Consider the following 24,585-nt stretch of genomic DNA (forward strand, 5'->3'; position numbering starts at 1 on the left):
GCCAGTGTGTGGAACTGATATTCCTCCTGTTGCGATAATAACTGAGGAAGTGTATAGCTTATCCCCTGTTGATAGTTGAACGTAATCGACAGCGCCTTCTACATATTCAATCGTTTCAACGTGAGTATTTATCCGGATCGTTACGCCGAGTCGATGAACTTCACGTAAAAGCGTTTCGACGACTGTGGTCGCTTTATCATTAACGGGAAACATACGCCCGCGGTCTTCTTCTTTTAACGCGATACCAAGCCCTTCAAAAAAAGCTATAATGTCTTCATTATTGAAAACAGAAAAAGGACTGTACATAAATCGTCCATTACCAGTGATGTGGGCAATCAGGTGGTCGATTTCCATTAGATTTGTCACGTTGCAACGCCCTCCACCAGAAATCGCAAGTTTGCGTCCGAGTTTACTTCCTTTATCGATAAGTAGTACTTTGGCACCGTATGTTGCAGCGGCAATAGAGGCCATTAGACCAGATGGTCCACCACCAATGACAATGACATCTTGTTTCATTTCTACACCTCATCTCATACAAAGAATAAGGAAGTATACCAATTTATAAATGGGAAAGCAAGCACGTAATATAAATTGATTACAAAGAATGTTAGAATTTTGCAACCTTTTAGTTAAGCACTAGCCTTGACTCTATGGTAAAATGCAAAGGAGTCTTTAAAAGTAAATGTCAAGATGGGCGTTATGTTTTTTTAAAGAAGTTATTTGCGTTTTTCTTTAAATATAAAATTCTTAGAAGTTTAATCAAAGTGGGTGTAAGTGAATTCAGAGAAGGACGTTGGCTTCGCACGTTACACGTTAATCTAGAAAGAAGTTCACTTTCCGAATGAACTCAAACCCGGGAAACGGCTACGTACGAAGCAATTAAGGAAAGACTGCTACGCAGCTTTTCTTAAAGAAAGAAGGTATGACGATGTCTGATCAAAAGTTATTGCGCGGCACAATGATCTTAACAGCTGCGACAATGATTTCAAAAGTACTTGGTCTTATTTATATTTTTCCTTTTACAGCTATCGTAGGCTCAACTGGGGTAGCATTATATAATTATGGTTATCTCCCATACATGGTTTTACTAAGTTTGGCGACTTTAGGAGTCCCTTTAGCGATTTCAAAATTTGTTTCAAAATATCATACATTAGGTGATTACCGTACAGGTCATCGCTTGTTTAAGTCAGGAATCATCGTTCTATCTATAACAGGCTGTTTCGGTTTTCTCTTATTATTTCTGTCTGCACCATCTTTAGCTCCTCTTATCGTTGATTCTTCAGACCCTGGCGGAAATACACACGATGATATTGTTTTTACAATTCGAATGGTGAGTGTTGCCTTAGTGGTCGTTCCTATTATGGCTGTTATCCGTGGTTATTTCCAAGGCTTTCAATCGATGGGGCCAACTGCTGTCTCACAAGTGATTGAACAGCTCGTTCGTATTTTCTTTATTCTAGTTGTGACTTTCTTTATTGTACAAGTGATGAATGGTGAAGTGGGTACGGCAGTTGGATTTGCAACATTTGGTGCATTTACAGGTGCGATTGGTGGCTTAGTTGTATTAATGATGTACTGGTTTAAACGAAGACGGTTTATATATGAGCAAATTGATAAAAGCACAGTCGACCATCAGCTTTCCTATAAGGAGATGTATAAAGAGCTAATAGCGTATGCTCTCCCTCTTTCGTTTGTTGGTTTAGCTTTGCCTCTCTACCAAATAATTGATTTATTTACGTTTAATCAAACACTAATGGCAAATGGGATGGACCAGGTTGTATCTGAGACGTATTTTGGTGTGTTTTCAGGGACAGCCCATAAAATTATTCTCATCCCTATGGCTTTAGCGACTGCTTTATCTGTGACGTTGATTCCAACGATCACTAAATCATTTACGAGTGGTGATCAACAAACGTTACAGAAGCAGATCACGCAAACTTTTCAAATCATTCTCTTTTTAACTATACCAGCTGCAGTAGGGCTATCCGTACTTTCTTATGCGGTGTTTGGGTCTTTATACGGCTTGGAGGATCTTGAAATTGGTGGCTATATTTTACGGTATTATGCACCAATCACTTTATTCTTTGCTCTATTTGCTGTAACAGCAGCCATTTTACAAGGGCTTAATAAACAAAAATATGCTGTCATCGCGTTAGCAGTTGGTTTAGGAGTGAAGCTGTTAACAACTCAGCTGTTACTTTCTTGGCTCGGCCCAATTGGAGGAGTGTTCGCAACCTATTTAGGATATATCACTTCGCTTGCTGTTACAATCTCAGCGATTGGAAAGTATGCTCAATTCCATTATGGATTTGTCGCTAAAAGAGCACTCCTAATTTCGATCTTCTCGTTTATAATGGCTATAGGTGTGATTGTCATAAACCTTGGGATGCGACAAATGTTGGGAGAGGTGACACGTTTAGCTGAGTGGGGTATTTTACTTTTAGGGGCAGGGGTAGGTTTTGTTATTTTTATGTTCCTATCTTATCGCTCTCATTTAGCAGGACAAGTATTAGGGAATCGATTTCGTTTCTTGAAAAGAGAAAAAGCAAAACAGCAGCAAGGTAATTAGTGAGCATTCGACAAGTGTTGCTAATGATATCCTCTTTTGCTCTTTTTTCGCCTTTGATATAATAAAAGAATAGATCACAATAATCATGAATAGAAATGGTAGAATAAGGGTGTAGTTGGAGGATGCGATGAAATATTCATTTCGAAAAGATAATGACTGGTTCTTAATAATAACAGTATTCCTTCTTGCGATATTTGGCCTTATTATGGTCTTTAGTGCAAGCTATGTATTTGGAATCGCAATGGAAACACCAGACCCTTACTTTTATATAAAACGACAATTACAATGGTTTTTTCTTGGAACTTTCTTTTTTCTTGTCGTCATGCATATTCCTTTTCGATTTTATAAAAAGCTATCACCATTGCTTATTATCTTATCACTCATAGCATTGGCACTTGTCCTAGTACCTGGAGTAGGCTATACCGTAAATGGAGCAACAAGGTGGATTCGGATTGGATCATTTCAAATTCAGCCTTCAGAAGTTGTTAAAATTGTGATTATTATTTATTTAGCACAAGTGTATTCGCAAAAGCAAGCCTATATCGATCAATTTATTCGCGGTGTTATGCCACCACTTATTATTGTAGGCTTTATATTTGGGCTGATAATGCTTCAGCCTGATTTAGGTACGGCGACGTCCATTATGCTTGTAGCTGTCATCATCGTTTTCTTTTCAGGTGCGAAATGGTGGCATTTGCTAAGCTTAGGAATTGTAGGAGGCTCGCTGTTTGCTGTCTTTTCAATGTCTGAGGATTACCGTATAAGGCGTCTAACTTCTTTTGTGGATCCTTTTGCTGATCCACTAGACTCAGGATTACAGTTAATTCAATCGTATATAGCCATTGCACATGGTGGTCTTAGTGGTACAGGCTTGGGGCAAAGTGTTCAGAAGCTATTTTATTTACCTGAACCATTTACGGATTTTATTCTAGCTATTATCTCTGAAGAGCTAGGTCTTCTAGGTATTGCATTTGTGTTAGGCGCACATGCTCTGATTTTGTTTCGTGGAGTTATGATAGGAACACGATGTAAGAACCCATTTGGTAGCTTGTTAGCATTTGGAATTGTCTTTCAAATTGCGATTCAAGTCGTGTTTAATGTTGGTGCGGTCACGGGTTTATTACCTATTACAGGTATTCCTCTTCCGCTCGTTAGTAATGGTGGTTCATCCTTGTTTGTCACTTTAGTCTCTTTGGCGATTTTAGCAATATTTCTCGCTACAACATTCGGCAACAACGTTTAAATGAAAATAAAGATGACGTCCAGCTTTCTGCTTCATAAAGTAAGATTGCTGCTCTATAGATGGAGGGTCACATGGAAGAAAGAAAGACACCTTTTCAACAGCTCGATTATACGCTGCTGTTTTTAATGTTTGTTTTAATGTGTATAAGCTTATTAGCGATTTATAGTGGGGTTTCTGGCTCGACTCAATATGCGTTGGTCCCTTCCGCTGTCGTGACACAACAATTAGTGTTTTATGCAGCGGGTTTTATTATTATGATTGGGATGTTATTTGTTGATTATGATTTGTTTAAGAGCTTCTCAATCCCATTATATTTCCTTAGTTTAATTGCTTTAATATTAGTATCTTTTACACCTTTAGGAGTGCATAGAAATGGTGCGACCCGCTGGCTGGACTTAGGCTTTGCAGAACCACAGCCATCAGAAATTATGAAGATCGTTCTTATTATCATTTTGGCACATATGTTATTTAACATTACCCATCATCGAGTGGAAAAGGATTTGAAGTCAGATCTTGTTATTGTTTTTAAAGTGTTAGCGGTCGGGTTGCCACCTTTTTTCCTTGTATTGCAACAACCTGATTTAGGAACGGCTCTTGTTATTGCTAGTGTGATTGCAACGATGCTACTATTGTCAGGAGTCGCATGGCGAATTTTGTTTGCTCTTGGGCTTTCAGCAGTTGCTGGTTTACTAGGGCTCATTTATCTTCATAATACGAATTATGAATTATTTTCAAAATTTATTGCAGGTCATCAATTAGAACGTATTTATGGTTGGTTAGACCCTTATGAATATCAAGGGAGTTTTGGGTATCAGCTCGTTATGGCGATTCGGGGAATTGGCTCGGGACAATTGTATGGAGCTGGCTTCATGCAAGGGGTGCAAACACAAAGTGATATAGTTCCTGAAATTCATACTGATTTTATTTTTACCGTCATTGGAGAAGAATTTGGGTTCTTTGGAGCTGTTATTTTGATTGTAACGTATTTCTTATTGTTTTATCGGATGATTATAATTGCCCTTACGTGTAACAATTTATTTGGAACGTATTTAGTTTCAGGAGTGATCGGCTTACTCGTTTTCCAAGTTTTCCAAAACATTGCGATGACGATCGGATTAATGCCTATTACTGGCTTGGCATTACCTTTTATAAGCTATGGGGGAAGTGCTCTCATGACGAATATGATTGCAATGGGAATTGTTTTGAATGTTAATATGCGAACGAAGCACTATATGTTTGAATCGGATGAAGAAAGTTTGTCATGAAAAGAGTGAACGTACATTGATACGGGTATAGATAGAAGAAGCTGTATGAAGGAAAACATGAGGAGGGATGATCATGAAAGTAATCATTGGTTCTGGAAGGTTAGCGACATTACTTATTGATCGATTCAACCGTTCAGAGACGATCGGGGTGTATGGTCGAAACGAGAGTAAGGTACAATCGTTATTAACAAGATATTCTCATTTAACGAATGTCTCTATCGAACAATTAAAAGTAGCTGATGATGTCTTTCTTTGTATCCCGGCCTCCAGTTATCAAGATTTTTTTAAAAAAGCGAGCCCTTTTTTAAAAAAAGAAGCGACGTTTTACCATATGGCAACTGCGTTAATGAAGGAAGATGTGGAAGAGATGCTGCAAGGGCAATCTGTGATTCCATTAAAGTTTGCCGGTCATGCGATTCAAGCGAAATATGATCAAGGTGGTACGCTCGTTCTAGAGAAGCAATGGAGTGAAAAATGTGATTTGATTAAGCAGCTATTTCCTCTCATGCAAGTTGTCATTGGGACAGAAGAAGAGGTTTTGATGGCTAACACGCTAGCGACAAAAGCAGCGATCGAGATGGCTATGACTGTTGAGAAGGAATTAAAGAAAAAAGGAATCGCAGATGATATCTCTTCACAAATGCTCAAACAAGTTGTACCTGGAGTGTTAAACAGTTATTTATCAGGAGATCTTGGTCATTTTGCTCGTACATTTGTGAATGAAGTGCAAAAAAAGGTGGATCATCAATGAGACTTGATAAATTATTATCTCATACAGGCTATGGGACACGGAAAGAAGTGAAGAAGCTTCTGAAAACAGGTGCGATAAAAGTGAATGAGATGTGTGTGAAAGATGCGAAAACGCAAGTAGATCCACAAAATGATACAGTGAGCGTCTATGAAGAAATGATCCATTATCAACCGTTGATTTATTTAATGTTAAATAAACCAAAAGGGGTTATTTCGGCAACTGAGGATCAGCGTCACAAAACTGTCGTCGATTTATTGGAGAGTACTTATCAGCGTTATGAACCATTTCCGGTAGGACGCTTGGATAAAGACACAGAAGGGCTATTGCTGTTAACAAATGATGGTCAATTTTCTCATTCGCTTATGTCCCCTAAGAAACATGTTAAAAAGACGTATATAGCTGAAGTAGCTGGATTAGTAACAGATGAGGATCGACTCCTTTTTCAAAAAGGCGTGAAATTAGATGACGGTTATTGGACGAAGCCTGCAGAGTTAATCATTTTAAAAGCAGGTGAGGTCTCTACTGTACAATTGACGATTACCGAAGGAAAGTTTCACCAAGTCAAAAGGATGTTTGAAGCAGTGGGGAAGAAAGTAACGGAATTAAAGCGAACACAGATTGCCAACTTACGGTTAGATGAAACGTTGAAATTGGGAGGATATCGTGAACTACGTGAGGATGAATGGCCTCTCCTATTTAATGATCCTACTAGCCAATAAAAACCAGAGGATTTTCGCTCCTCTGGTTTTTATTGGCTACGATACGCGGATCTTCTTATTCGTGACCGTCCATTTCCCACGACTGGGGCTCTCAACGAGCTTGTTGTATTCAAGGACATTTAAATCTCGTTGATGGTACGTTGAGTCGTTCCGAACTCTTCAACTAGTTCATTCGTTGTGACGGCCCCCTTTTGTTTGATGTAAAGGTAGATAGACTTAATTCGAGTCAGCATACGATCAGTTGAAGTTTTCAAACAACCACTCCTTCTTCTTAATCATGACTTTGTTAAGTAGAGTCTATGTAATAGAAGCTCCTTTCATGACGCTTATTACATGGACGAGTGAAACAACATCGACATTTAGGGACAGTTGCAATTTACATTTAAGAAAGGTATCGTTAAGTGGTTCTTTAATGGATATACGTGTAGCAACCTTTCATTAATTACATTTTACAATAGACAGGATAAATAAGCAAAGTGAAGCACTAATAATTGTTTAAATGGGGGGATACGATGTGAATTGGCAAGAAGAAGTGAACAAACGGAAGGAACAAATTGTCGAAACAGCAAGAGCATTTTTGCAAATTGAAAGTGTACTTGATGAAGCGACTGCGACTGAATCGTCTCCATTTGGCAAGGGGATTGACAAAGCATTAACTTTTTTATTACAACGAGGTAAGGAATTCAACTTATCAACAAAAAATGTTGATGGCTACGCTGGGTTAATAGAGTATGGTCATGGAGAAGAAAGTGTCGGTGTGTTATGTCATATTGATGTCGTACCAGCTCAGTCAAATGGTTGGCTAACGCATCCTTTTGCCGCAGAGGTGAGAGATCAAGCTATTATTGCTAGAGGAGCTATGGATAATAAAGGTCCGACGATTGCATCTTTCTTTGCCTTAGTGTTATTAAAGGAATTAGGGCTAGAGGTGAACAAGCGAGTTCAATTAATTCTTGGAACGGATGAGGAAAGCCATTGGCGTTGTGTTGAGCATTATTTTAAGCAAGAAGAAATGCCAGTGATCGGTTTTGCTCCTGATGCGGATTTTCCGATTATACATGCTGAGAAAGGGATCATTGATGTGATGCTATCACAGTCTAGGCAAGCAACGAATCAGCCTAACTCTATTATTAAGTTAGTTCGCTTTACTGCTGGTGAGCGAATGAATATGGTGCCTGATGAAGCAGTTGCTTTACTTGAAGGGAACCTTACACATTTAGAAATGATTAAAGAGAAATATGAGCACTACTTGCAAAATGAAGGATTAGATGGAATGGCTCGACTGAAACAGAGCCAAATTGAACTCACCTGTTTTGGCAAGGCTGCTCATGGATCAACACCAGAAGTAGGAGTAAATGCTGGAGTTGAGCTTGCATCGTTCTTGGTACATCAAGGAAATCTCCAAGATGCAATAAGTCGATTTTTCTCATTTGTTTCAACGATGAGACATGACTATACCGGGAAATCCTTTGGCATTGATATGAAGGATGAGGTCTCAGGAATGTTAAGTGTGAATGCAGGCTTAATCACATACGAAGAGGATGGAGAAGCGCAACTAGGCTGTAACATTCGCTATCCTGTAACGAAAAATGGTGATGTTCTTATCAATAAGCTCGCAACGCTTGCACAAGAGCATCGGCTCCATTGTCGGATCATTGATCATATGAAGCCAAGCTATGTCGAGAAAGATGATCCTCTTATTCAAACGTTACAGGCCGTTTATGAGCGTCATACTGGTGAAAAAGCTGAGCTTTTAGCTATTGGTGGTGGAACGTATGCGCGATCATTGAAGAAAGGAGTTGCATTTGGCCCATTATTCCCTGGACGAGAAGATCGTGCTCATCAGAAAAATGAAGAAATTTTAATTGAGGATCTGTTGAAGATGACGGCGATTTATGCCGATGCTATGTATGAACTAGCTAAGTAATACCAAAGCCTCCAGAAAGTCGTAACATAGAAAGTGTCTAGTTCTGTTCTAACGTTTAAAAGCCTAATGAGAAGTGTACGACTTCTCATTAGGTGTTGGTGCTAGTAATGGTTTGATGTTAATAGTGCTAGCTTTCGAAGTCAAATAAATCTGTGGATAAATATCGTTCTCCAGTGTCACAAGCAATGGCGACGACAGAATCTTGTGGAGTGAGCTTCTTAGCGATTTGTAGTGCTGCAAAGCAAGCTGCTCCTGAGGAAGGGCCGACAAGGATGGCTTCTTCTCGTGCTAGGCGAAGCGTTATGTCGTAGGCATCTTCGTCTTCTACTTTATGGATCTGATCATAGACATCTTCATTTAAAATAGGTGGTACAAATCCTGGACTAGTCCCTACAAGCTTGTGAGGACCAGGCTTTCCTCCTGAAAGAACGGGAGAGCCTGCGGGTTCAACGACATGGATCGTTGACTGTGGGTACATTTTCTTTAATTCTTCGCCTGTACCTGTAATGGTTCCGCCTGTGCCAGAAGCTGCGACAAATGCGGAAAGGGATTGTCCAATTGAATCAAGACTGTCTTTAATCTCAACTGCTGTTGTATGGCGATGGGCATCTGGGTTTGCACTATTTTCAAATTGCATCGGAATAAAGCTATGTGGGATCGTTTTAGCTAGTTCATTTGCTTTTTGAATAGCACCGGGCATCTTTAGATCACCATCTGTCAAAACGACGTCCGCACCGTAGGCTTTTAATAAGTTAATTCGTTCTTGTGACATCGTATCAGGCATGACTAGAATGGCTTTATAGCCTCGTGCAGCGGCATTCATCGCAATGCCAATACCAGTATTGCCGCTAGTTGGTTCAATAATTGTGGAATTAGGCTGTATGAGCTTATCCTGTTCAGCTTGTATGATCATTTGATAGGCAGCGCGGTCTTTAACACTTCCACTTGGATTTTGCATCTCCATTTTTAAATATACAGCTGCCCCATTTGGATCGGTGATGCGGTTTAAGCGAATTAATGGAGTTTGTCCAATTAGATCGGCTATATTATTTACTACTTTCATGATGGGTACACGTCCTTTCCTGTCAAGAAACTTTCTATAGTGTATCATAATCGCGCTTTTAGAATAAAGATATCTTTTCGCTATAAATTCGGAGGAAATATGAAGTATTTACAAATCACTTTGCAGTTATTAATTTTTATTGTTATTTACTATTTGGGTGTTTGGATACAGCAATTATTGTCATTGTTTATTCCAGGGAGTATTATTGGGATGACGCTATTATTCTTAGCTTTATCACTGCGTCTCATTCCAGCAAAATGGATTGAACAGGGTGCGTCTTTAATGCTTAAGCACTTACCTTTATTATTTATACCAGTAACCGTTGGGGCATTACCGTATTTACCTTTGTTTAAAGGGAGAGCGGCTCTCTTATTATTAATTGCTCTTATAAGTACAGCTATTGTTATGACTATTTCTGGACTCATCTCGCAGCGAATGGTAAGAGAAAAAGGGGATGAGCTAGTATGATTGTAGGTATGACGTTATTTGGTTTTAGTCTGACTTTGTTAGCATATGTGCTTGCAAAAGCATTGTACAAAAAGATTCGTATTCCTTTTTTGTTACCTGTGTTAACGGCGACAGCTAGTATTATGATTCTTTTAACAGTTTTCAATGTTTCCTATGAAACGTATTATTTGGGAGCACAGTGGTTTGACCATTTGTTAGGGCCTGCTGTCGTGGCATTAGCATTACCGCTTTATCGACAGCTACCTTTAGTTAAGAAATATTTGAAGACAATTTTAGTCAGTGTTAGTATAGGAGCAGTTATTGGTGTTAGTACGGGACTTTTATTAGCTGGTAGACTTGGAGTCACAGAAGAGTTACAATTATCAATTGTCCCTAAATCTGTTACGGCTCCTGTTGCAATGGATGTTGCTGTTTCACTCGGAGGAGTACCTGCATTAGCTGCGGTCTTTGTTGCGGTAGCAGGAATTGGAGGCTCCGTTATTTCCTCTTATGTTTTTCAATTAGCTCACATTCATCATCCTCTTGCCCGTGGAATTGGGCTGGGTTGTGCTTCTCATGCTATTGGAACAGCAAAAGCGTTAGAATATGGTGAGCAGGAAGGAGCCATTAGCTCCATTGCGATGACGATAAGTGCAATCGTCGTTTCCATTATTGCTCCTTTTCTTGTCTTTCTATTATACTGAAGAAATATTCAATCATAGTGTCATGTAAGGGTTTAGAATAGATGTGGGGTGGGGGATAAGTAAGTGGCTCATTTAATAAAGCTGAAGGATTATTCATCGCGGTATCAATTTGATATTCATCGATATCCTAGTCAGTATACTCGCTATAAGAAGGAAAGATGGTATTATTTAAAAACAGAATGGGATCAACTCCAATTTGATGGGGATAGAGAGAAGCAAGAGCAAGGAGTGGATCATAAGCATCGACTTCGCTCTTTTTTTACAAAAATTATAAGATGGGGACAGTCTATTATACCAGACGACTATTCTTCCGAAAGATCTTTTCAAACGTTAGATGATGTGAAAAAGCAGTACGCCCGTGAATTGTTCAAGATGCAAATTAAGTGGGCGACGTCAATGAAAACAGGAGAGTTACATGTGGATGAAGACTTTGAACAGGACCATTGGCTACGGTTTTTTGCACAACAAATTCCAGATAGCTATTTCTTAATGTATCATCCAGTGTTTCTTTATAAAAAGGCTGAAGTTGATTTAGATATTGTTCTTATTAGTCCTTCAGAAATTTGGTGTATTACGATTCTAGATGGGAAAGAACATAGTATATTTGAAGCACGGTCAGGTCGTTATTGGTTTGAGTATATTGATGAAACGAAGAAGCAACGGATTAATCCACTAATTACATTAAAACGAATGCGTGCAGTTATTGAAGAGCGTTTAAAGGAGTCTTCAATGACATTTCCGATTAAGCAAGTAGTTCTTTGTCGTAACGGAATGATTGATTATCAATTGCAAGGAACGAATGTGGAGGTTATTGATAAGCGTGAATTTAATAAGTGGCTGGAAAAATTACAGAACCATCCATCTCCGATCAAACATAGTCAAATGCAAGTTGCTACATTATTATTAAAAGAATGTGTTGATAAAAAAGAGAATGAAGAAGAAGAGAGAGAGTAGGGGGAAGTTTGGTTGAAGTATAGACCGAGTGATTTTCATTGGAATATACGTAAAGTTTTGAACTGGATGGGACAAAGGGAGATTATGATTGAAATCGTTGATCTTGATGATTGTGTTTCATTTGGTCGAACTGTAAAAGATGCAAAAAATGATTTAGAAGAGGCGCTTTACCAATGGATTAGAAAGAATGGTATTGATCAGCTTCCTGAAGTAAGAGAGACGGCTCAGTTGATTTATATCGAAAAAGAGATGGAGAAAGAAGAGTTCGATCGGATTAACGAGGAAATTAAAGAAATGAAGCTATAAGAGGCTGGGGGACTTTCCCAGCCTCTTTATTAAATATTAGTTAAGCTCAAGCAATTGAAGAGCCATTTTAGAATATGACCGTCTTATTACCATATACGATAATTTGATCATTTAAATGCCATGTAACGGCTCTAGCAAGCGCGATTCGTTCGACTTGACGACCGGCTATTTTGAGCTTATCGGTTGTGTAGCGATGATTTACACGTAAAACATCTTGCTCAATAATGGGACCTTCATCTAAATCATCCGTTACGTAATGAGCGGTTGCACCGATTAATTTCACGCCTCTCTCAAATGCCTTTGCATAAGGATTAGCTCCAATAAATGCAGGTAAAAAAGAGTGGTGAATATTAATGATACGTTTAGGAAATGTTGAGACAAAGGTTGGTGATAAAATTTGCATGTAACGTGCTAGTACTATGAAGTCTATTTCATATTTATGGAGAAGCTTGATCGCTTCTTGTTCTGCTTCTGCTTTGCTTTCTTTCGTAACAGGAACATAAAAGAACGGAATTCCATATGATTCAACTTCATTTTGCAGATCCTTATGGTTGCTAATAACTAACGGGATCTCTGCTTTTAGTTCTCCAGCTTTCCACTTCCAAAGCAATTCAAGAAGGCAATGGTCTTCTTTAGAGACGAATATGGCCATTTTTTTCTTCCTAGAAGCAGGTTCCATACGCCAATCCATCGAGAATTCACTCGCAATTTCAATGAACGAATGACGAAGATCCTCTAATTGATAAGAGCCATATAGGTCAAATTCAACACGCATAAAAAACATACCGCCTGAAGGGTCGGTTGAATACTGGTCTGATTGAAGAATGTTGGCTCCATTTTTTTGTAAGAAAGCTGAAACAGCTGCCACAATACCTGGTTTATCGTGACAAGAAATTAATAAACGAACTTGCGTCGATAAGCTATTTACTGTCATTATAAGTCCTCCACATTTGTTACTATCCATTTCATTATACGAAAATACAATATACAAGTAAAAGGGATCTTACATATTGAAGCAAATTACTAGGTTCTTTGTCAATGAATCATATTAGAAAAACGATTTTGCCGATGAGCGTAACGTTTAATTTGTGAATACTAAACTCATGGAAAGAAATAATAGTAACTATAGATTGACTGTTCATAGGCTTCTCTGATAGGATAAACTATATTAGGTGTCGTATGTTTGTGAGCAGAGCCTGGCGGTTGCAGCTCTGCTTTATCACTTTATTAATAAAACGAATGAGTTGATAAATAAAGTCTAGGTTATTAATGATTGAGTGATCTTTTCTTACCATCATTGTGATGATCATTTTATTAAAATAACCGATTAACGTGAGCTCAAGCCTTTTCTTAGTAGAATACTGATGATTTTACTTGAAGGAAAGATAGCGATGTAGCGTTCGGCTTCGATCTCATATAGGAAAAGACAGTGAATGAAAATGAGGGTGAATCGGGTGGAACAATTATTAGGTGATGGCTGGAAGGTATTGCCGGCCGGAGGAGTGACAGGAGAAGCATATATTGCTCAACAAGGTGAGCAAACCGTTTTTTTAAAGCGGAACTCGTCCCCATTTTTAGCTGTTCTTTCGGCAGAAGGTATTGTTCCGAAGTTGCTATGGACGAGAAGGCTTGAAAATGGTGATGTTGTAACAGCGCAGCGCTGGTTAAGTGGGCGAGAATTAAAAGCCTATGAAATGAAAGAAAATAGGGTCGCAACACTTTTAGCAAAAATTCATAATTCTAGTGAATTACTCGATATGTTTAAACGAATTGGAAATGAACCGTTAACTCCTTATCGTATAGTAGAAAATTTACGATTACAATTACAAGCCCATCACCTCGAAGATCCTACAATTGAACAAGCAATGACGTATCTAATTGATAAATTAGAAGCTGTTCGTTTTCATCATTATGTCGTATGTCATTGTGATATTAATCATAATAATTGGATGATTGATGAAGAGGAGCATTTGTATTTGATTGATTGGGATGGAGCTAAAGTAGCAGATCCAGCCATTGACTTAGGCTTGTTACTTTATTCTTATATTGCTGAATCAGATTGGACCGTTTGGCTAGAGCAATATGGAATGGTGTTAGATCAATCTTTGCGTGAGAGAATGCACTGGTATGTTGTATCGCAATCCATTTCTGTACTGATTTGGCATTATGAACGTGAGCAATTAAATGAAGTGGAACAGTTGAAGGGATATTTAAACAGTTTATTACTAAGTTAAATATAGCGAGGGTGCTTTAAATGGTTTTGAACCTTTTAAGGCACCCTCTAATTAGTAGTGGTTGTTCATTTAAATCATTCTTTAAGAACCACGTGAACAAATAACAACGACTGATTTTTACTACCTTATTTCCGGGGGAATGGAGAGTAGACTATTCGATGTTTAGCGAGTTCATCCATTGACTAACCTCTTCGTCAGGAAAGGGCTGGTGATTAAGGGTGTGGAGCTGTTTAATTGATGAAAGCGTCGCACGTAGTTCTGGTTCTAAGGAAGTATCATTTGAAAGGCTAGACACTAGCCGTTCAATTTGAGCTGCCTCATCAGTTGTCATATAATGTTCATTCGCCTGGTTTTGCAAGAGGTCTTTTAATAATTGAAGCTTCGTTTGTGACGTGATCGGCATGTTATAAAGACTCCTTTCAATCTTATGAATGACGTAAAAATGTTCATTGTTATCGTAACCGAATGTAAACAATATATACTTATCTAGTTATTTTCACGTTAAGGAGTGTGCACAGATGAGATTAAGAAATAAACCGTGGGCGAAAGAAGAATTAGCCAAATATCCTGAAATAGTGGTTCAACGACCTGATTTGCACAAAGGGAAGTGGCAAGAGCTTTTTGGGAATTGTCATCCAATTCACATTGAAGTTGGCACAGGAAAAGGGCAATTTTTAACCGGGATGGCTCAGCAGTATCCAAATGTAAACTTTATTGGAATTGAAAAATACGAGACTGTACTATTAACGGCTTTAGAGCGAGCAAAATCATTAAAGCTTCCTAATCTGAGATTTTTAAATGAGGATGTTATTGATTTGCTACAATTCTTCGAAACGGATGATTTAAGCAGAGTGTACATTAATTTTACCGATCCTTGGCCAAAGAACCGACATGAAAAGAGAAGATTAACTTACAAGGATTTTCTCGCCTTATACGAGCAATTGTTAAAGAGTGATGGTGAAATTCATTTTAAAACAGACAATCAAGGTTTGTTTGAGTATTCGTTGGAAAGCTTCTCAAGATTTGGATTAATTATTAAAAATGTTAGTCTTAATCTACATAAAAGTCAGTTTGAAGGAAATATCATGACGGAATATGAAGAGAAATTTTCAAAAAAAGGAATGCGAATTTATCGCTGTGAAGCTTCTTTTAAAGAAAAATAAGTAGAAAAAACATCTATCGGTGTCATTCGTTTAGTTGAATTTAAAGATGTTATTATTATGAGTCTGGGACAAAACAAAAGTGTTTAGCTGAGATTCCGAACATTTAGATAACGTAGTGGATGAAATATACGTAGACTCCTGCGGGATGAAAAGCAGAGGTGAGACCCCGAAGTGCGTAGCACGAGGAGGCTCACCAGCTTCCCGCGGAAAGCGAAGTATATTTCAGGAGTGGTGAATGTGCTCCACTCTAGATTTGTTCGGTATCTCACTTATGAAAAATACCTTTGTCCCAGTCTCTAAGGAACATTCAGGTTACAATGGCTTCAACTCGATGATTGTGCCACTGTTCGTAGCAACAAGAAATTCATATTGAACAGTTCCAGTATCGGTAGCTGTCGAGATTCCACCACGGTAGACATGATAGTCAATTGATTGACGAGTAACTGTTTCAGGAACCATATGAATCCATGAGCCGGAAATGTGATGCGTTGGTTGCATCGCTTTTTTGACTTTTTTTAATGCGGTTTCAGGTGTTATATTTTGAGGTCCTTTTTTATTTTGAAGCCATATTCCTATTGACACCCCTACACCTAATCCAAGTAAAAAGCGTTTTATGGTCATTTTCTTCTTCCTTTCTTCTCATTGAGTCCAGTTCTTCCTTTTGTTCAATTGTAGTATACATAAAAAAAGTTATTTGACCAAGCTGAGCAATCAAAGTAGCATCCTTTTTAAAAGTTAGCTAAAATGAATAGAAGTGAGTGGAAAGAGAAAGGAGATAGGTATGAACTCAAATACATTGTCGATGTTTCAAACGTTAACAGAATTACAAGGTGCTCCAGGATTCGAACATTCGGTGCGCCATTATGTTCGAACGCAATTGGAGAATTATACAGAAGAAATTATTCAAGATCGATTAGGAAGTATCTTCGGGGTGAAACGTGGTGATGAGTCAGGCCCAAATGTAATGGTAGCTGGACATATGGATGAAGTTGGGTTTATGGTAACATCTATAAGTAAAAATGGACTCATTCGATTTCAAACGTTAGGTGGATGGTGGAGTCAGGTTTTACTTGCTCAACGTGTTCAAATCATAACGGCAGAAGGACCCGTGATTGGAGTTATCGGTTCAACTCCACCTCATTTATTGGACGAAGCACAGAGAAAAAAGCCTATGGCAATAAAGCATATGTATATTGATATTGGGGCAGATGACCAGGATGATGCTGTTAAGATTGGAATTAAGCCAGGCCAACAAATTGTACCAGTCTGTCCATTTACTAAAATGTCTAATCCTAAGAAGCTTCTTGCTAAAGCTTGGGACAATCGTTATGGCGTTGGGCTTGCCATAGAATTGCTAAAGGAATTAAAGGATGAAAAAATCCCTAATATTCTTTTTTCTGGAGCAACTGTTCAAGAAGAGGTTGGATTAAGAGGAGCTGCTACTGCTGCAAATATGATAAAACCTGATATTTTTTATGCATTAGATGCAAGTCCAGCCAATGATGCGACTGGCGGTAAGGATGCGTTTGGTCAACTAGGCAAGGGAGCGCTATTGCGTATTTTTGACCGTTCGATGATTACGCACAGCGGGATGAGAGAATTTATTTTGGATACAGCTGAATCACATGATATTCCATATCAATATTTCATTTCTCAAGGTGGAACAGATGCTGGACGAGTTCATGTGACAGGTGAAGGTGTACCATCAGCTGTCATTGGTATTTGTGCAAGGTATATTCATACATCAGCTTCTATTATTCATGTCGATGATTATGCTGCTGCAAAGGAACTGCTAATGAAATTAGTGAAAGCAACAGATAATACGACAATCCGATCCATTCAAGAGAGTGTATAACATTGGGATGAAGGAGGAATGAGATGATTATTGCAATTGGATCCAAAAATCCGGCAAAGGTTCATGCTGTTCAAGCTACTCTTATTCAAGAGGAAATCCGCTTTATTCCAGTAGATGCTAAATCAAGTGTGGACTCACAACCTTTTTCTGACGAAGAGACGATTCAAGGTGCACGAAACCGCGCAAAGAATGCTCTTCTACAATTGAGTGCTTCAACAATGGCCTTTGGATTAGAAGGTGGAGTCATTGAGACTCATTTCGGTCTAATGCTATGTAATTGGGGAGCGCTTCTTCATCAGGATGGAAGAGAATGGATGGCTGGAGGGGCTCGAATTCCTCTCCCAGAAGACATATCGAATCAACTTCGTTCTGGTCAGGAGCTTGGGAATGTTATGGCGGAGTATGTCGGTGACCGGGAAGTTCGAAAAAAACAAGGTGCTATTGGCGTATTTAGTCATGGACTTGTTGATCGAAAAGAAATGTTTTCTCATATTGTAAAACTCCTTTATGGTCAATACTTGTTGAGCGAAAAACATTAAATCCTGTCATGTTAGCTGTAAACGGTTCTTGTCAGCCTTATAGGATAAAGGTATGATAAAGAAGGAATCTTTAAGTTCTTTTAAAGGAGTGTCCTTATTTTGAAAGTGAACCGGTGGTTGACTCGAGTTGGAATTATTTTTTTGCTTTTTGGATCAATGTTGATTATAGGGTGTTCAGTATCAGACGAAGAAACGATTGAGTTAGGCTATGAGACGTATATGGATCTTATCCAACAAGAACCTAATGAGACGAACATGGAAGAAGAAGGCGTTGAATTGTATTTACCAAATCATTTAGTTGTATCTGAAAGTTCACCTTTTAATATGTTGATTGAGGATCAACAAGGTGATCAACTTTACTTACTATTTCATTATCCAGCAGAGCCTAAGACGAGCTCCTTTCACCTAGAACGTGATAGAGAGTTAGAAGAAGATGCAATTATCTTTGAGGTTGTTGAAACAGATGATTACCTTTCCTTCCTAGTCATTAAGAATGACGCTGATGTAGTGGATGAGGTTGAGGAAAATGTGCAAGAAATAGAAAGTGATGAAGAATTACAGCAAGAAGAACAGCTATTTGTTTCGGTTACGATAGGTGGAGCAAAAGTATCTACGCTTACCACTTATGAGGAGTTAGTAGAAGATATTGAGCTAATGACAAAAATGATTCATTCTTATCGATTAGTTGATGAAGAATCGTCATAGGAGGAGCATGCGTGAGGTCGTTCTTAAAAAGAAAAGGGATCGAATGTTCATGGCGAACATATTTTATTACAGGTCTTAGCTATATGGCATTAGGCTTGTTTGCCTCTCTTATTATTGGTCTGATTATGAAAACGGCTGGAGAGAATATTGAACCGTATATTCCAGCATTTTCATTGTTAGTCGATATGGGAGATTTAGCAATGGGCTTAATGGGTCCAGCGATTGGGGTGGCTGTTGCTTATGGTCTAAAAGCACCGAGGTTAGTCGTATTTGCTGCTGTTATTACTGGAGCTGCTGGGGCTGAGCTTGCTGGACCAGCAGGAAGCTTTATCGCTGCTGTAATGTCAGTAGAGATTGGAAAGCTCGTTTCCCAAGAGACAAAAATCGATATTATTGTAACACCTTTTGTTACAATTGTATCAGGGTTTCTTACAGCTTATTTTATTGGACCTTGGATTCAATTGGCATTAACTCAATTTGGAGAGCTGATAAAATGGGGAACCGAACAACAACCAATATTATTAGGAATTATTGTTGCTACATTAATGGGGTTAGCATTAACAGCACCGATTTCGAGTGCAGCATTAGCCATCATGCTTGAGTTAGATGGAATGGCTGCTGGAGCAGCGACAGTCGGCTGCGCAGCTCAAATGATTGGATTTGCTGTAAGTAGCTATCGTGAGAATCGTTGGTCTGGTTTGGTCGCTTTAGGCATCGGAACATCAATGCTACAAGTACCGAACGTGATGAAGAACCCACTTATTCTTATACCACCTGTTATTGCAGGAGCGATCTTAGCTCCTTTTGCAACTGTTATGTTTCAAATGTCAAACAGTGCAGCTGGTGCCGGTATGGGGACAAGTGGATTAGTTGGCCCAATTTTAACAATTTCCGATATGGGCTTATCAATCAATGTAATCGTTGCGATCGGGTTGCTTCATTTTATCGGACCAGCTATTATCAGTTTGCTTGTGTCAGAATGGATGAGGAAGAAGGGACTTATTCGTTTTGGTGATATGAAAATTGACCAATAAGGAGAGAAAAAGAGATGGAATCAATTAAATCAATAGAACAGTTTAAGGAACTATCAACTAAGGAGTCAGCTGTATTTGTCTTTTCAGCAGATTGGTGCCCGGATTGTAAGGTGATTGAACCTTTATTGCCACGAATTGAGGCAGATTTCCCGAGCTTCACGTTTTATTATGTTGATCGTGATGAATGTATTGACTTGTGTCAAGAATTAGACATATTAGGGATTCCGAGCTTTCTTGCATATGTGGATGGAAAAGAAGTCGAGCGCTTTGTTAGCAAGGAACGTAAAAGCGAGGAAGAAATTGTTGAATTTTTAACGAAAGCAGAAGCGCATATTGGTTGAGTTAAGAAGGTCACTCGTGATGAAATAAGAGTGACCTTCTTTTTATCAAATAAACCATTACACGTTTTTTCGAACAAGTTAAGAATGGATAAAATCCTTTAGTGAATTCAATGGTGACGCCTGCTTTTACGTTACACAAAGAGTACTTTCAACTAATCTAAAACCGTTGTAACGACTACACGACGCATTTAAGAAAAGGGTGCTGCGTTGTTTCACTTATATTAAGAAGAAAGTCGGTTGCGATTCTGTTTAAAAAATGATTGAATAAGAATTCAAGGTATAGTAGGAGTGATGGGAAATGGAAATGAGAGAATTCCGTAAAAAGATTGAACAAATGTTAGACAAAGACGGATGGACTCTTTTTTATGATCATAAAGAAGCAACATTACGAATTGAAGATAAAGAAATTAAAAAAGGGGTCACTTTAGCTCTGAAGCCATTGTTAGCAAAGTGGGAACGGAAGGAATTCGATTCTATTGATGAGGTCGTAAGATATGTAGAAGTTGGGCTTGAATCAATGCGAACAAAGCCTATGCTCGATGGGAATGAGAGCAACATCTACCCTATTATTCGTGCGACATCTTTCCCTACTGAGACAAAAGAAGGGCAAGCGCTTTTATTCGACGAGCATACAGCAGAGACAAGAATTTACTATGTTATTGATTTAGGAGAGTCTTATACTCTTATTCATGAGCAACTACTTGAGCAAACATCATGGACGAAGACAAAGATTAGAGAAATGGCGGCGTTTAACCTTCGCTCATTACCTCAGCCTTTGAAAGAGGACGAGGTGGCAGGAAATAAGTTTTATTTTCTGCGTGCGAAGGATGGTTATGATGCAAGCAGAGTCCTTGACCAATCGTTATTAGAGAAAATGAATCGTCAAGCGGTAGGACAGCTAGGCATTTCGATACCACATCAAGATGTGCTTGTTTTTGCTGATTTAGTAAACGAAAGAGGATATGATGTATTAGCACAAATGGCTTTGCAATTCTTTGGCGAAGGACGTGTCCCTGTAACAGCATTACCATTTATGTATGAAGATGGTGAGTTAGAACCTACATTTATTTTAGCGCAACGTAAACCAAAGTCATGATTTTAAAAAAAATCGGAACAGGATCATTTGAACATGATATAATAAGAAACAAAATATAAGTCTAATGATAAAGTTGGTCTGAATAGAAGAGAGGAGTTGTTCTCATTTAAAGAGCAACTCTTCTTACATGTCATTGAAAGAAAGTGGTGAACAAAGTGGGGATGTTACGTCACTGGGTTAGAAAAATAAAACAATTATTGGATGAAAAAGAGCAGATTACAGAAGAAGAACAGGAGCGTCGTACGTATCATTATTCAACTGAGCAATCAAATGCTCATGCTAGGGTGATGTACAATTATCCTAGAAAGGGGAAGTTCCGCTTTCCTGTTATTGAGGATGAAGAGCGAAAACAATCCGAAACCGTTGATCAAAAAGAACCTTTTGTTCCTTATGAAGCTCGTGAAACACCGACTCCAAAAAATGATTATAAATGGACGATCACACCATCTCCTGTATACGGCTATAAGGAGCAACAGAAATCTGTTGAGCAAAATAAAATGGAACCGAACATTGAGAACATTGAATTAGAACATACTGAACAAAGAATAGAAACGAACGACTTACTCTCTCGAAAACGCGAGAAACGAGTTGAGTCAATTGCTACGAAACAGGAGCCTGTTAAACGTGAAAAAATGAATGAGTCAGCTGATGATTTTGTTCATGAGGGAATAGCAGTTAAAGAAGAATCTACTGTTGATCATGAGCAAGTAAAAGATGAATTAACATTAGCAGCAGGTCGTATGGGAGATGAAGGAAGTAGTAGCAATCGTCAAGAACGAATGCGTCGCAAGCTTGAGCGGCAAAAGGTTGCAAAAACAAATCAAGAGCAAGAAGAACAAACAGTTCCTTATAATGTTATGATGTTACCAAAAGATAGAGTGTCAAATAACAAAGTAGAGGAGAAGGAAAGTAAAGAGGAAGGCACGACCACGTATACCTTTCCTTCGATCCAACTCTTGCGCTTCCCTGAGAAGAAGCAAACGGATAATCAAGATTGGCTGCATCAGCAGGCGTCCATTTTAGAAGAGACGCTACATAGCTTCAATGTTGAAGCAAAGGTTGTTCATGTCACACAGGGTCCTTCTGTGACACGGTTTGAAATTCAACCAGGAAAAGGTGTGAAGGTGACGAAGGTAACAGGACTTAACGATGATATGAAGCTAGCTCTGTCTGCAAAAGACATTCGAATTGAGGCTCCGATACCAGGGAAAAACACGATCGGAATCGAAGTTCCCAATCAGCAATCAGCTCCGGTTTTTTTAAGGGAATTGTTGCGAAGAGATTTATTTATTAGAGAAAGCTCACCATTAACGGTTGCGCTTGGTCTCGATATTTCAGGGCAACCGATTATGACCGATTTGCAAAAAATGCCTCATGGCTTAGTGGCGGGTGCCACAGGGTCGGGGAAAAGTGTTTGTATCAATTCAATATTAATTAGCCTTTTATATAAAGCGACTCCTGATGAAGTCAAGCTTATGCTCATTGACCCGAAGATGGTCGAGTTAGCTCCATACAATGAATTACCTCATCTCGTAACACCAGTCATAACGGATGCGAAACAAGCAACGATTGCATTGAAATGGGTTGTCGAGGAAATGGAACGGAGATACGAACTCTTTAGTCAATATGGTGTACGAGACGTGAAGAGGTATAATGACTTATACTCTGAATCAGCTGATAAGCCGGCACTACCGTATATGTTGGTTGTTATTGATGAACTTGCTGATTTAATGATGGTTTCACCACAGGATGTAGAAGACTCCATTTGTCGTATTGCGCAAAAAGCGAGAGCATGTGGGATTCATTTATTGCTTGCAACACAGAGACCGTCTGTTGATGTCATTACAGGTCTTATTAAAGCGAATATCCCTACACGAATTGCTTTTTCAGTATCGAGTCAAACTGATTCAAGAACGATTTTAGATTCTGGTGGTGCAGAACGCTTATTAGGTCGAGGAGATATGCTTTTCTACGAAAATGGCTCACCGAAGTCGATTCGTGTACAAGGAACATTTGTGTCTGATGAAGAAATCGAAGAGGTTGTATCATTTGTAAAAAAGCAACGCCAGCCAGAGTATTTACTTGAACAAGAACAATTAATGAAAGTAGCAAAAACAGACGATGTAGATGATGAGTTATTTGAAGAAGCATGCCATTATGTAGTCGAACAAGGTGGTGCTTCGGCTTCAAGTCTACAACGGAGGTATCGAATTGGCTACAACAGAGCAGCGAGGTTAATTGATATGATGGAGGATGCTGGTATTATATCTGAAGCAATGGGTAGTAAACCACGTCATATCCTTGTGGATTCGATTCAATTAGAAGAGGTCTTATATCATGAATCGACATAATTATTTTAAACTTGTTTTCACGATCAAGGTTCTATATGATATATAGATATGAAGAATAGTCGAGGAATAACAAGGAGCTCAGTCTTATGAAAGAAATCACACTTAAACTAAATGGAGAAATTAAACGGTTAACGAATGAAACGTTTAAATTTGATGAGCGTATAAAGGATGGTTGGTTTTCTGCCGTCTATTTCTTGAAAACACGAGAAATTGTGAAAAAATATCGCCCTGGTCGTGCTGTCACGATGCAGTTTTTTCAAAAGGAACATGCTGTTCTTTGTGGAACAGATGAAGTGATTGCATTGATTAAAACGTTTGCGAATAATCCAGAGCAATTAGAACTTCGATCTTTAGAAGATGGCGATAAAATAAAGCCTTATGAAACAGTGTTCACTATTACTGGTAACTATGAGGATTTTGGTTATTTAGAAGGAATCATTGACGGAATATTTGCGAGAAGGACATCTGTGGCAACGAATGTTTATAATGTTGTTAAGGCCGCTCGTAAGTCAGGCTTTCAAAAGCCGGTCATTTTTATGGGAGATCGTGATGATCATTTTACACAACAAGCAGGCGACGGTTATGCAGCGTTTATTGGCGGGTCAAAAGCTCAAGCGACTCATGCGATGAATGAAGTGGTGGGAAAAAGGGATGGGGACGATGCCACATGCTCTTATACAGCTTTTTGAAGGAGACATTGTTGAGGCAACGAGAGCCTATAAAGAAACGTATCCTGAAGATGACCTAATGGCACTTGTTGATTATAATAATGATGTTATTACGGACTCGTTAAAAGTGGCGAGAGAGTTTGGTGCTGACCTGAAAGGGGTTCGGTTGATACGTCTGCTATGATGGTTGACCAATTTTTCTGTCGAAATCCAGAAGTGATGGGAACGTTTGATCCTCGAGGAGCCAATCCAACTCTTTTATTTGCGTTGCGTGAAGCACTAGATAAAGAAGGCTTTCAGCACGTCAAAATCATTGCTACTGGTGGGTTTAATGCTGACCGTATACGAAAATACGAGGAGGCTGGTGTGCCTATCGATATTTATGGAGTAGGTGGCAGCTTACTGAAGATTAATATTGGGTTTACTGGTGATAATGTACGAATAGGTGGGGAACATGAAGCTAAGTCGGGCCGAAGATTTCGGGATAATCCAAGACTAACTTTAGTTGATTAAGACAGGATTAGCTGAAAAGGGTCTTTTCTGCTACTTTTTACATATACTATTGGATGAAAAGAAGTGCAGCGTATATGACTTGTTATTAAGCGCGTCGATTTGAAGGATGAAGTAAAGTGCGTCCATGGCGCAACAATA

24 protein-coding genes and 2 pseudogenes are annotated in these 24,585 nt (G+C 38.8%); 20 read left to right on the plus strand and 6 right to left on the minus strand.

Translation table 11 applies throughout. From position 1 onward, the window contains the following. Window positions 1–516: aminoacetone oxidase family FAD-binding enzyme (locus JCM9152_RS17710; protein ID WP_035346672.1), on the minus strand; the 516-nt coding region annotated here is incomplete at its 3' end. Window positions 517–928: 412 nt separating this feature from the next. Between JCM9152_RS17710 and JCM9152_RS17715 the strand changes: the two genes are divergently transcribed. The 5 genes from JCM9152_RS17715 (at window position 929) to JCM9152_RS17735 (ending at window position 6,547) form a co-directional block, all read left to right on the plus strand. Next, window positions 929–2,569 carry a putative polysaccharide biosynthesis protein gene (locus tag JCM9152_RS17715; RefSeq protein ID WP_035346673.1) on the plus strand — a complete coding sequence of 547 codons (1,641 nt, stop codon included), beginning with the start codon at window positions 929–931 and terminating at the stop codon, window positions 2,567–2,569. Between the two features lie 127 nt (window positions 2,570–2,696). Then, complete coding sequence (gene ftsW / locus JCM9152_RS17720) at window positions 2,697–3,812, plus strand: putative lipid II flippase FtsW (RefSeq protein WP_369384587.1); 1,116 nt, start codon at window positions 2,697–2,699, stop codon at window positions 3,810–3,812. 71 nt (window positions 3,813–3,883) lie between these two features. Next, the gene (gene rodA, locus JCM9152_RS17725) at window positions 3,884–5,077 is read left to right on the plus strand and encodes a rod shape-determining protein RodA (protein WP_035346674.1); all 1,194 of its coding nucleotides are present in this window, start codon (window positions 3,884–3,886) and stop codon (window positions 5,075–5,077) included. A gap of 73 nt (window positions 5,078–5,150) precedes the next feature. Continuing rightward, window positions 5,151–5,828 (plus strand): NAD(P)-binding domain-containing protein, encoded by a 678-nt coding sequence (locus JCM9152_RS17730; protein WP_035346675.1) that lies wholly within the window; start codon window positions 5,151–5,153, stop codon window positions 5,826–5,828. Further along, window positions 5,825–6,547: a pseudouridine synthase gene (locus JCM9152_RS17735; RefSeq protein WP_035346676.1), complete on the plus strand. Its 723-nt coding sequence runs from the start codon at window positions 5,825–5,827 to the stop codon at window positions 6,545–6,547. The genes JCM9152_RS17730 and JCM9152_RS17735 overlap by 4 nt, the downstream gene beginning before the upstream one ends. A gap of 36 nt (window positions 6,548–6,583) precedes the next feature. Here the strand turns inward: JCM9152_RS17735 and JCM9152_RS22075 are convergent. Continuing rightward, window positions 6,584–6,801 (minus strand): annotated as a pseudogene (locus JCM9152_RS22075) (DeoR family transcriptional regulator). Window positions 6,802–7,046: 245 nt separating this feature from the next. Between JCM9152_RS22075 and pepV the strand changes: the two are divergent. Continuing rightward, entirely contained in the window at window positions 7,047–8,474 is a 1,428-nt protein-coding gene (gene pepV, locus JCM9152_RS17740; RefSeq protein WP_035346677.1) for a dipeptidase PepV, read from the plus strand. A 127-nt stretch (window positions 8,475–8,601) separates the two neighbouring features. Here pepV and cysK read toward each other — a convergent pair whose 3' ends face one another. Then, window positions 8,602–9,537 carry a cysteine synthase A gene (gene cysK / locus JCM9152_RS17745; RefSeq protein ID WP_035346678.1) on the minus strand — a complete coding sequence of 312 codons (936 nt, stop codon included), beginning with the start codon at window positions 9,535–9,537 and terminating at the stop codon, window positions 8,602–8,604. A 99-nt stretch (window positions 9,538–9,636) separates the two neighbouring features. Here cysK and JCM9152_RS17750 point away from each other — a divergent pair, with 99 nt between their 5' ends. From JCM9152_RS17750 to JCM9152_RS17765, 4 genes are all read left to right on the plus strand, one after another. Beyond that, window positions 9,637–10,005 (plus strand): CidA/LrgA family protein, encoded by a 369-nt coding sequence (locus JCM9152_RS17750; RefSeq protein WP_035346679.1) that lies wholly within the window; start codon window positions 9,637–9,639, stop codon window positions 10,003–10,005. Further along, entirely contained in the window at window positions 10,002–10,688 is a 687-nt protein-coding gene (locus JCM9152_RS17755; protein ID WP_035346680.1) for an LrgB family protein, read from the plus strand. Before JCM9152_RS17750 ends, JCM9152_RS17755 begins: the two co-directional genes overlap by 4 nt. 63 nt (window positions 10,689–10,751) lie before the next feature. Further along, window positions 10,752–11,642: a nuclease-related domain-containing protein gene (locus JCM9152_RS17760; RefSeq protein ID WP_052016106.1), complete on the plus strand. Its 891-nt coding sequence runs from the start codon at window positions 10,752–10,754 to the stop codon at window positions 11,640–11,642. A 12-nt stretch (window positions 11,643–11,654) separates the two neighbouring features. Beyond that, a complete protein-coding gene (locus JCM9152_RS17765; protein WP_035346681.1) occupies window positions 11,655–11,948 on the plus strand; it encodes a hypothetical protein in 294 nt (97 codons plus the stop codon). Between the two features lie 67 nt (window positions 11,949–12,015). Here the strand turns inward: JCM9152_RS17765 and purU are convergent, their stop codons facing one another. Continuing rightward, window positions 12,016–12,882: a formyltetrahydrofolate deformylase gene (gene purU, locus JCM9152_RS17770; protein ID WP_035346682.1), complete on the minus strand. Its 867-nt coding sequence runs from the start codon at window positions 12,880–12,882 to the stop codon at window positions 12,016–12,018. 505 nt (window positions 12,883–13,387) lie between these two features. On the opposite strand from purU, the gene JCM9152_RS17775 reads away from it, so the two are divergent. Next, entirely contained in the window at window positions 13,388–14,182 is a 795-nt protein-coding gene (locus JCM9152_RS17775) for a phosphotransferase family protein (RefSeq protein ID WP_035346705.1), read from the plus strand. Between the two features lie 151 nt (window positions 14,183–14,333). Here JCM9152_RS17775 and JCM9152_RS17780 read toward each other — a convergent pair whose 3' ends face one another. Next, on the minus strand, window positions 14,334–14,585 hold the full coding sequence (locus JCM9152_RS17780; RefSeq protein WP_035346683.1) for a YtzH-like family protein: 252 nt from the start codon (window positions 14,583–14,585) through the stop codon (window positions 14,334–14,336). A 115-nt stretch (window positions 14,586–14,700) separates the two neighbouring features. On the opposite strand from JCM9152_RS17780, the gene trmB reads away from it, so the two are divergent. Continuing rightward, window positions 14,701–15,345, plus strand: a complete 645-nt coding sequence (gene trmB / locus JCM9152_RS17785) for a tRNA (guanosine(46)-N7)-methyltransferase TrmB (RefSeq protein WP_035346684.1) — start codon at window positions 14,701–14,703, stop codon at window positions 15,343–15,345. A 312-nt stretch (window positions 15,346–15,657) separates the two neighbouring features. Here trmB and JCM9152_RS17790 read toward each other — a convergent pair whose 3' ends face one another. Then, a complete protein-coding gene (locus JCM9152_RS17790; protein WP_035346685.1) occupies window positions 15,658–15,966 on the minus strand; it encodes a hypothetical protein in 309 nt (102 codons plus the stop codon). A 160-nt stretch (window positions 15,967–16,126) separates the two neighbouring features. Between JCM9152_RS17790 and JCM9152_RS17795 the strand changes: the two genes are divergently transcribed. The 8 genes and pseudogenes from JCM9152_RS17795 to JCM9152_RS17830 all read left to right on the plus strand — a co-directional run bounded on the left by JCM9152_RS17795 (window position 16,127) and on the right by JCM9152_RS17830 (window position 24,447). After that, the gene (locus tag JCM9152_RS17795) at window positions 16,127–17,200 is read left to right on the plus strand and encodes a M42 family metallopeptidase (RefSeq protein ID WP_035346686.1); all 1,074 of its coding nucleotides are present in this window, start codon (window positions 16,127–16,129) and stop codon (window positions 17,198–17,200) included. Between the two features lie 23 nt (window positions 17,201–17,223). After that, window positions 17,224–17,739 (plus strand): DUF84 family protein, encoded by a 516-nt coding sequence (locus tag JCM9152_RS17800; protein WP_035346687.1) that lies wholly within the window; start codon window positions 17,224–17,226, stop codon window positions 17,737–17,739. Window positions 17,740–17,838: 99 nt separating this feature from the next. After that, window positions 17,839–18,444 carry a hypothetical protein gene (locus JCM9152_RS17805; protein WP_035346688.1) on the plus strand — a complete coding sequence of 202 codons (606 nt, stop codon included), beginning with the start codon at window positions 17,839–17,841 and terminating at the stop codon, window positions 18,442–18,444. Window positions 18,445–18,455: 11 nt separating this feature from the next. After that, window positions 18,456–19,478: a PTS sugar transporter subunit IIC gene (locus tag JCM9152_RS17810; protein WP_035346689.1), complete on the plus strand. Its 1,023-nt coding sequence runs from the start codon at window positions 18,456–18,458 to the stop codon at window positions 19,476–19,478. Window positions 19,479–19,492: 14 nt separating this feature from the next. Next, window positions 19,493–19,819 carry a thioredoxin family protein gene (locus JCM9152_RS17815; RefSeq protein WP_035346690.1) on the plus strand — a complete coding sequence of 109 codons (327 nt, stop codon included), beginning with the start codon at window positions 19,493–19,495 and terminating at the stop codon, window positions 19,817–19,819. Between the two features lie 298 nt (window positions 19,820–20,117). Continuing rightward, window positions 20,118–20,915, plus strand: a complete 798-nt coding sequence (locus JCM9152_RS17820) for a DUF1444 domain-containing protein (RefSeq protein WP_035346691.1) — start codon at window positions 20,118–20,120, stop codon at window positions 20,913–20,915. Between the two features lie 161 nt (window positions 20,916–21,076). Next, window positions 21,077–23,266: a DNA translocase FtsK gene (locus tag JCM9152_RS17825; RefSeq protein WP_035346706.1), complete on the plus strand. Its 2,190-nt coding sequence runs from the start codon at window positions 21,077–21,079 to the stop codon at window positions 23,264–23,266. A gap of 86 nt (window positions 23,267–23,352) precedes the next feature. Further along, window positions 23,353–24,447 (plus strand): annotated as a pseudogene (locus JCM9152_RS17830) (nicotinate phosphoribosyltransferase). Window positions 24,448–24,585 lie beyond the last annotated feature (138 nt).

Origin of the sequence: Halalkalibacter hemicellulosilyticusJCM 9152 (assembly GCF_000513115.1) — a bacterium.
Lineage (GTDB): Bacteria > Bacillota > Bacilli > Bacillales > Bacillaceae_D > Halalkalibacter > Halalkalibacter hemicellulosilyticus.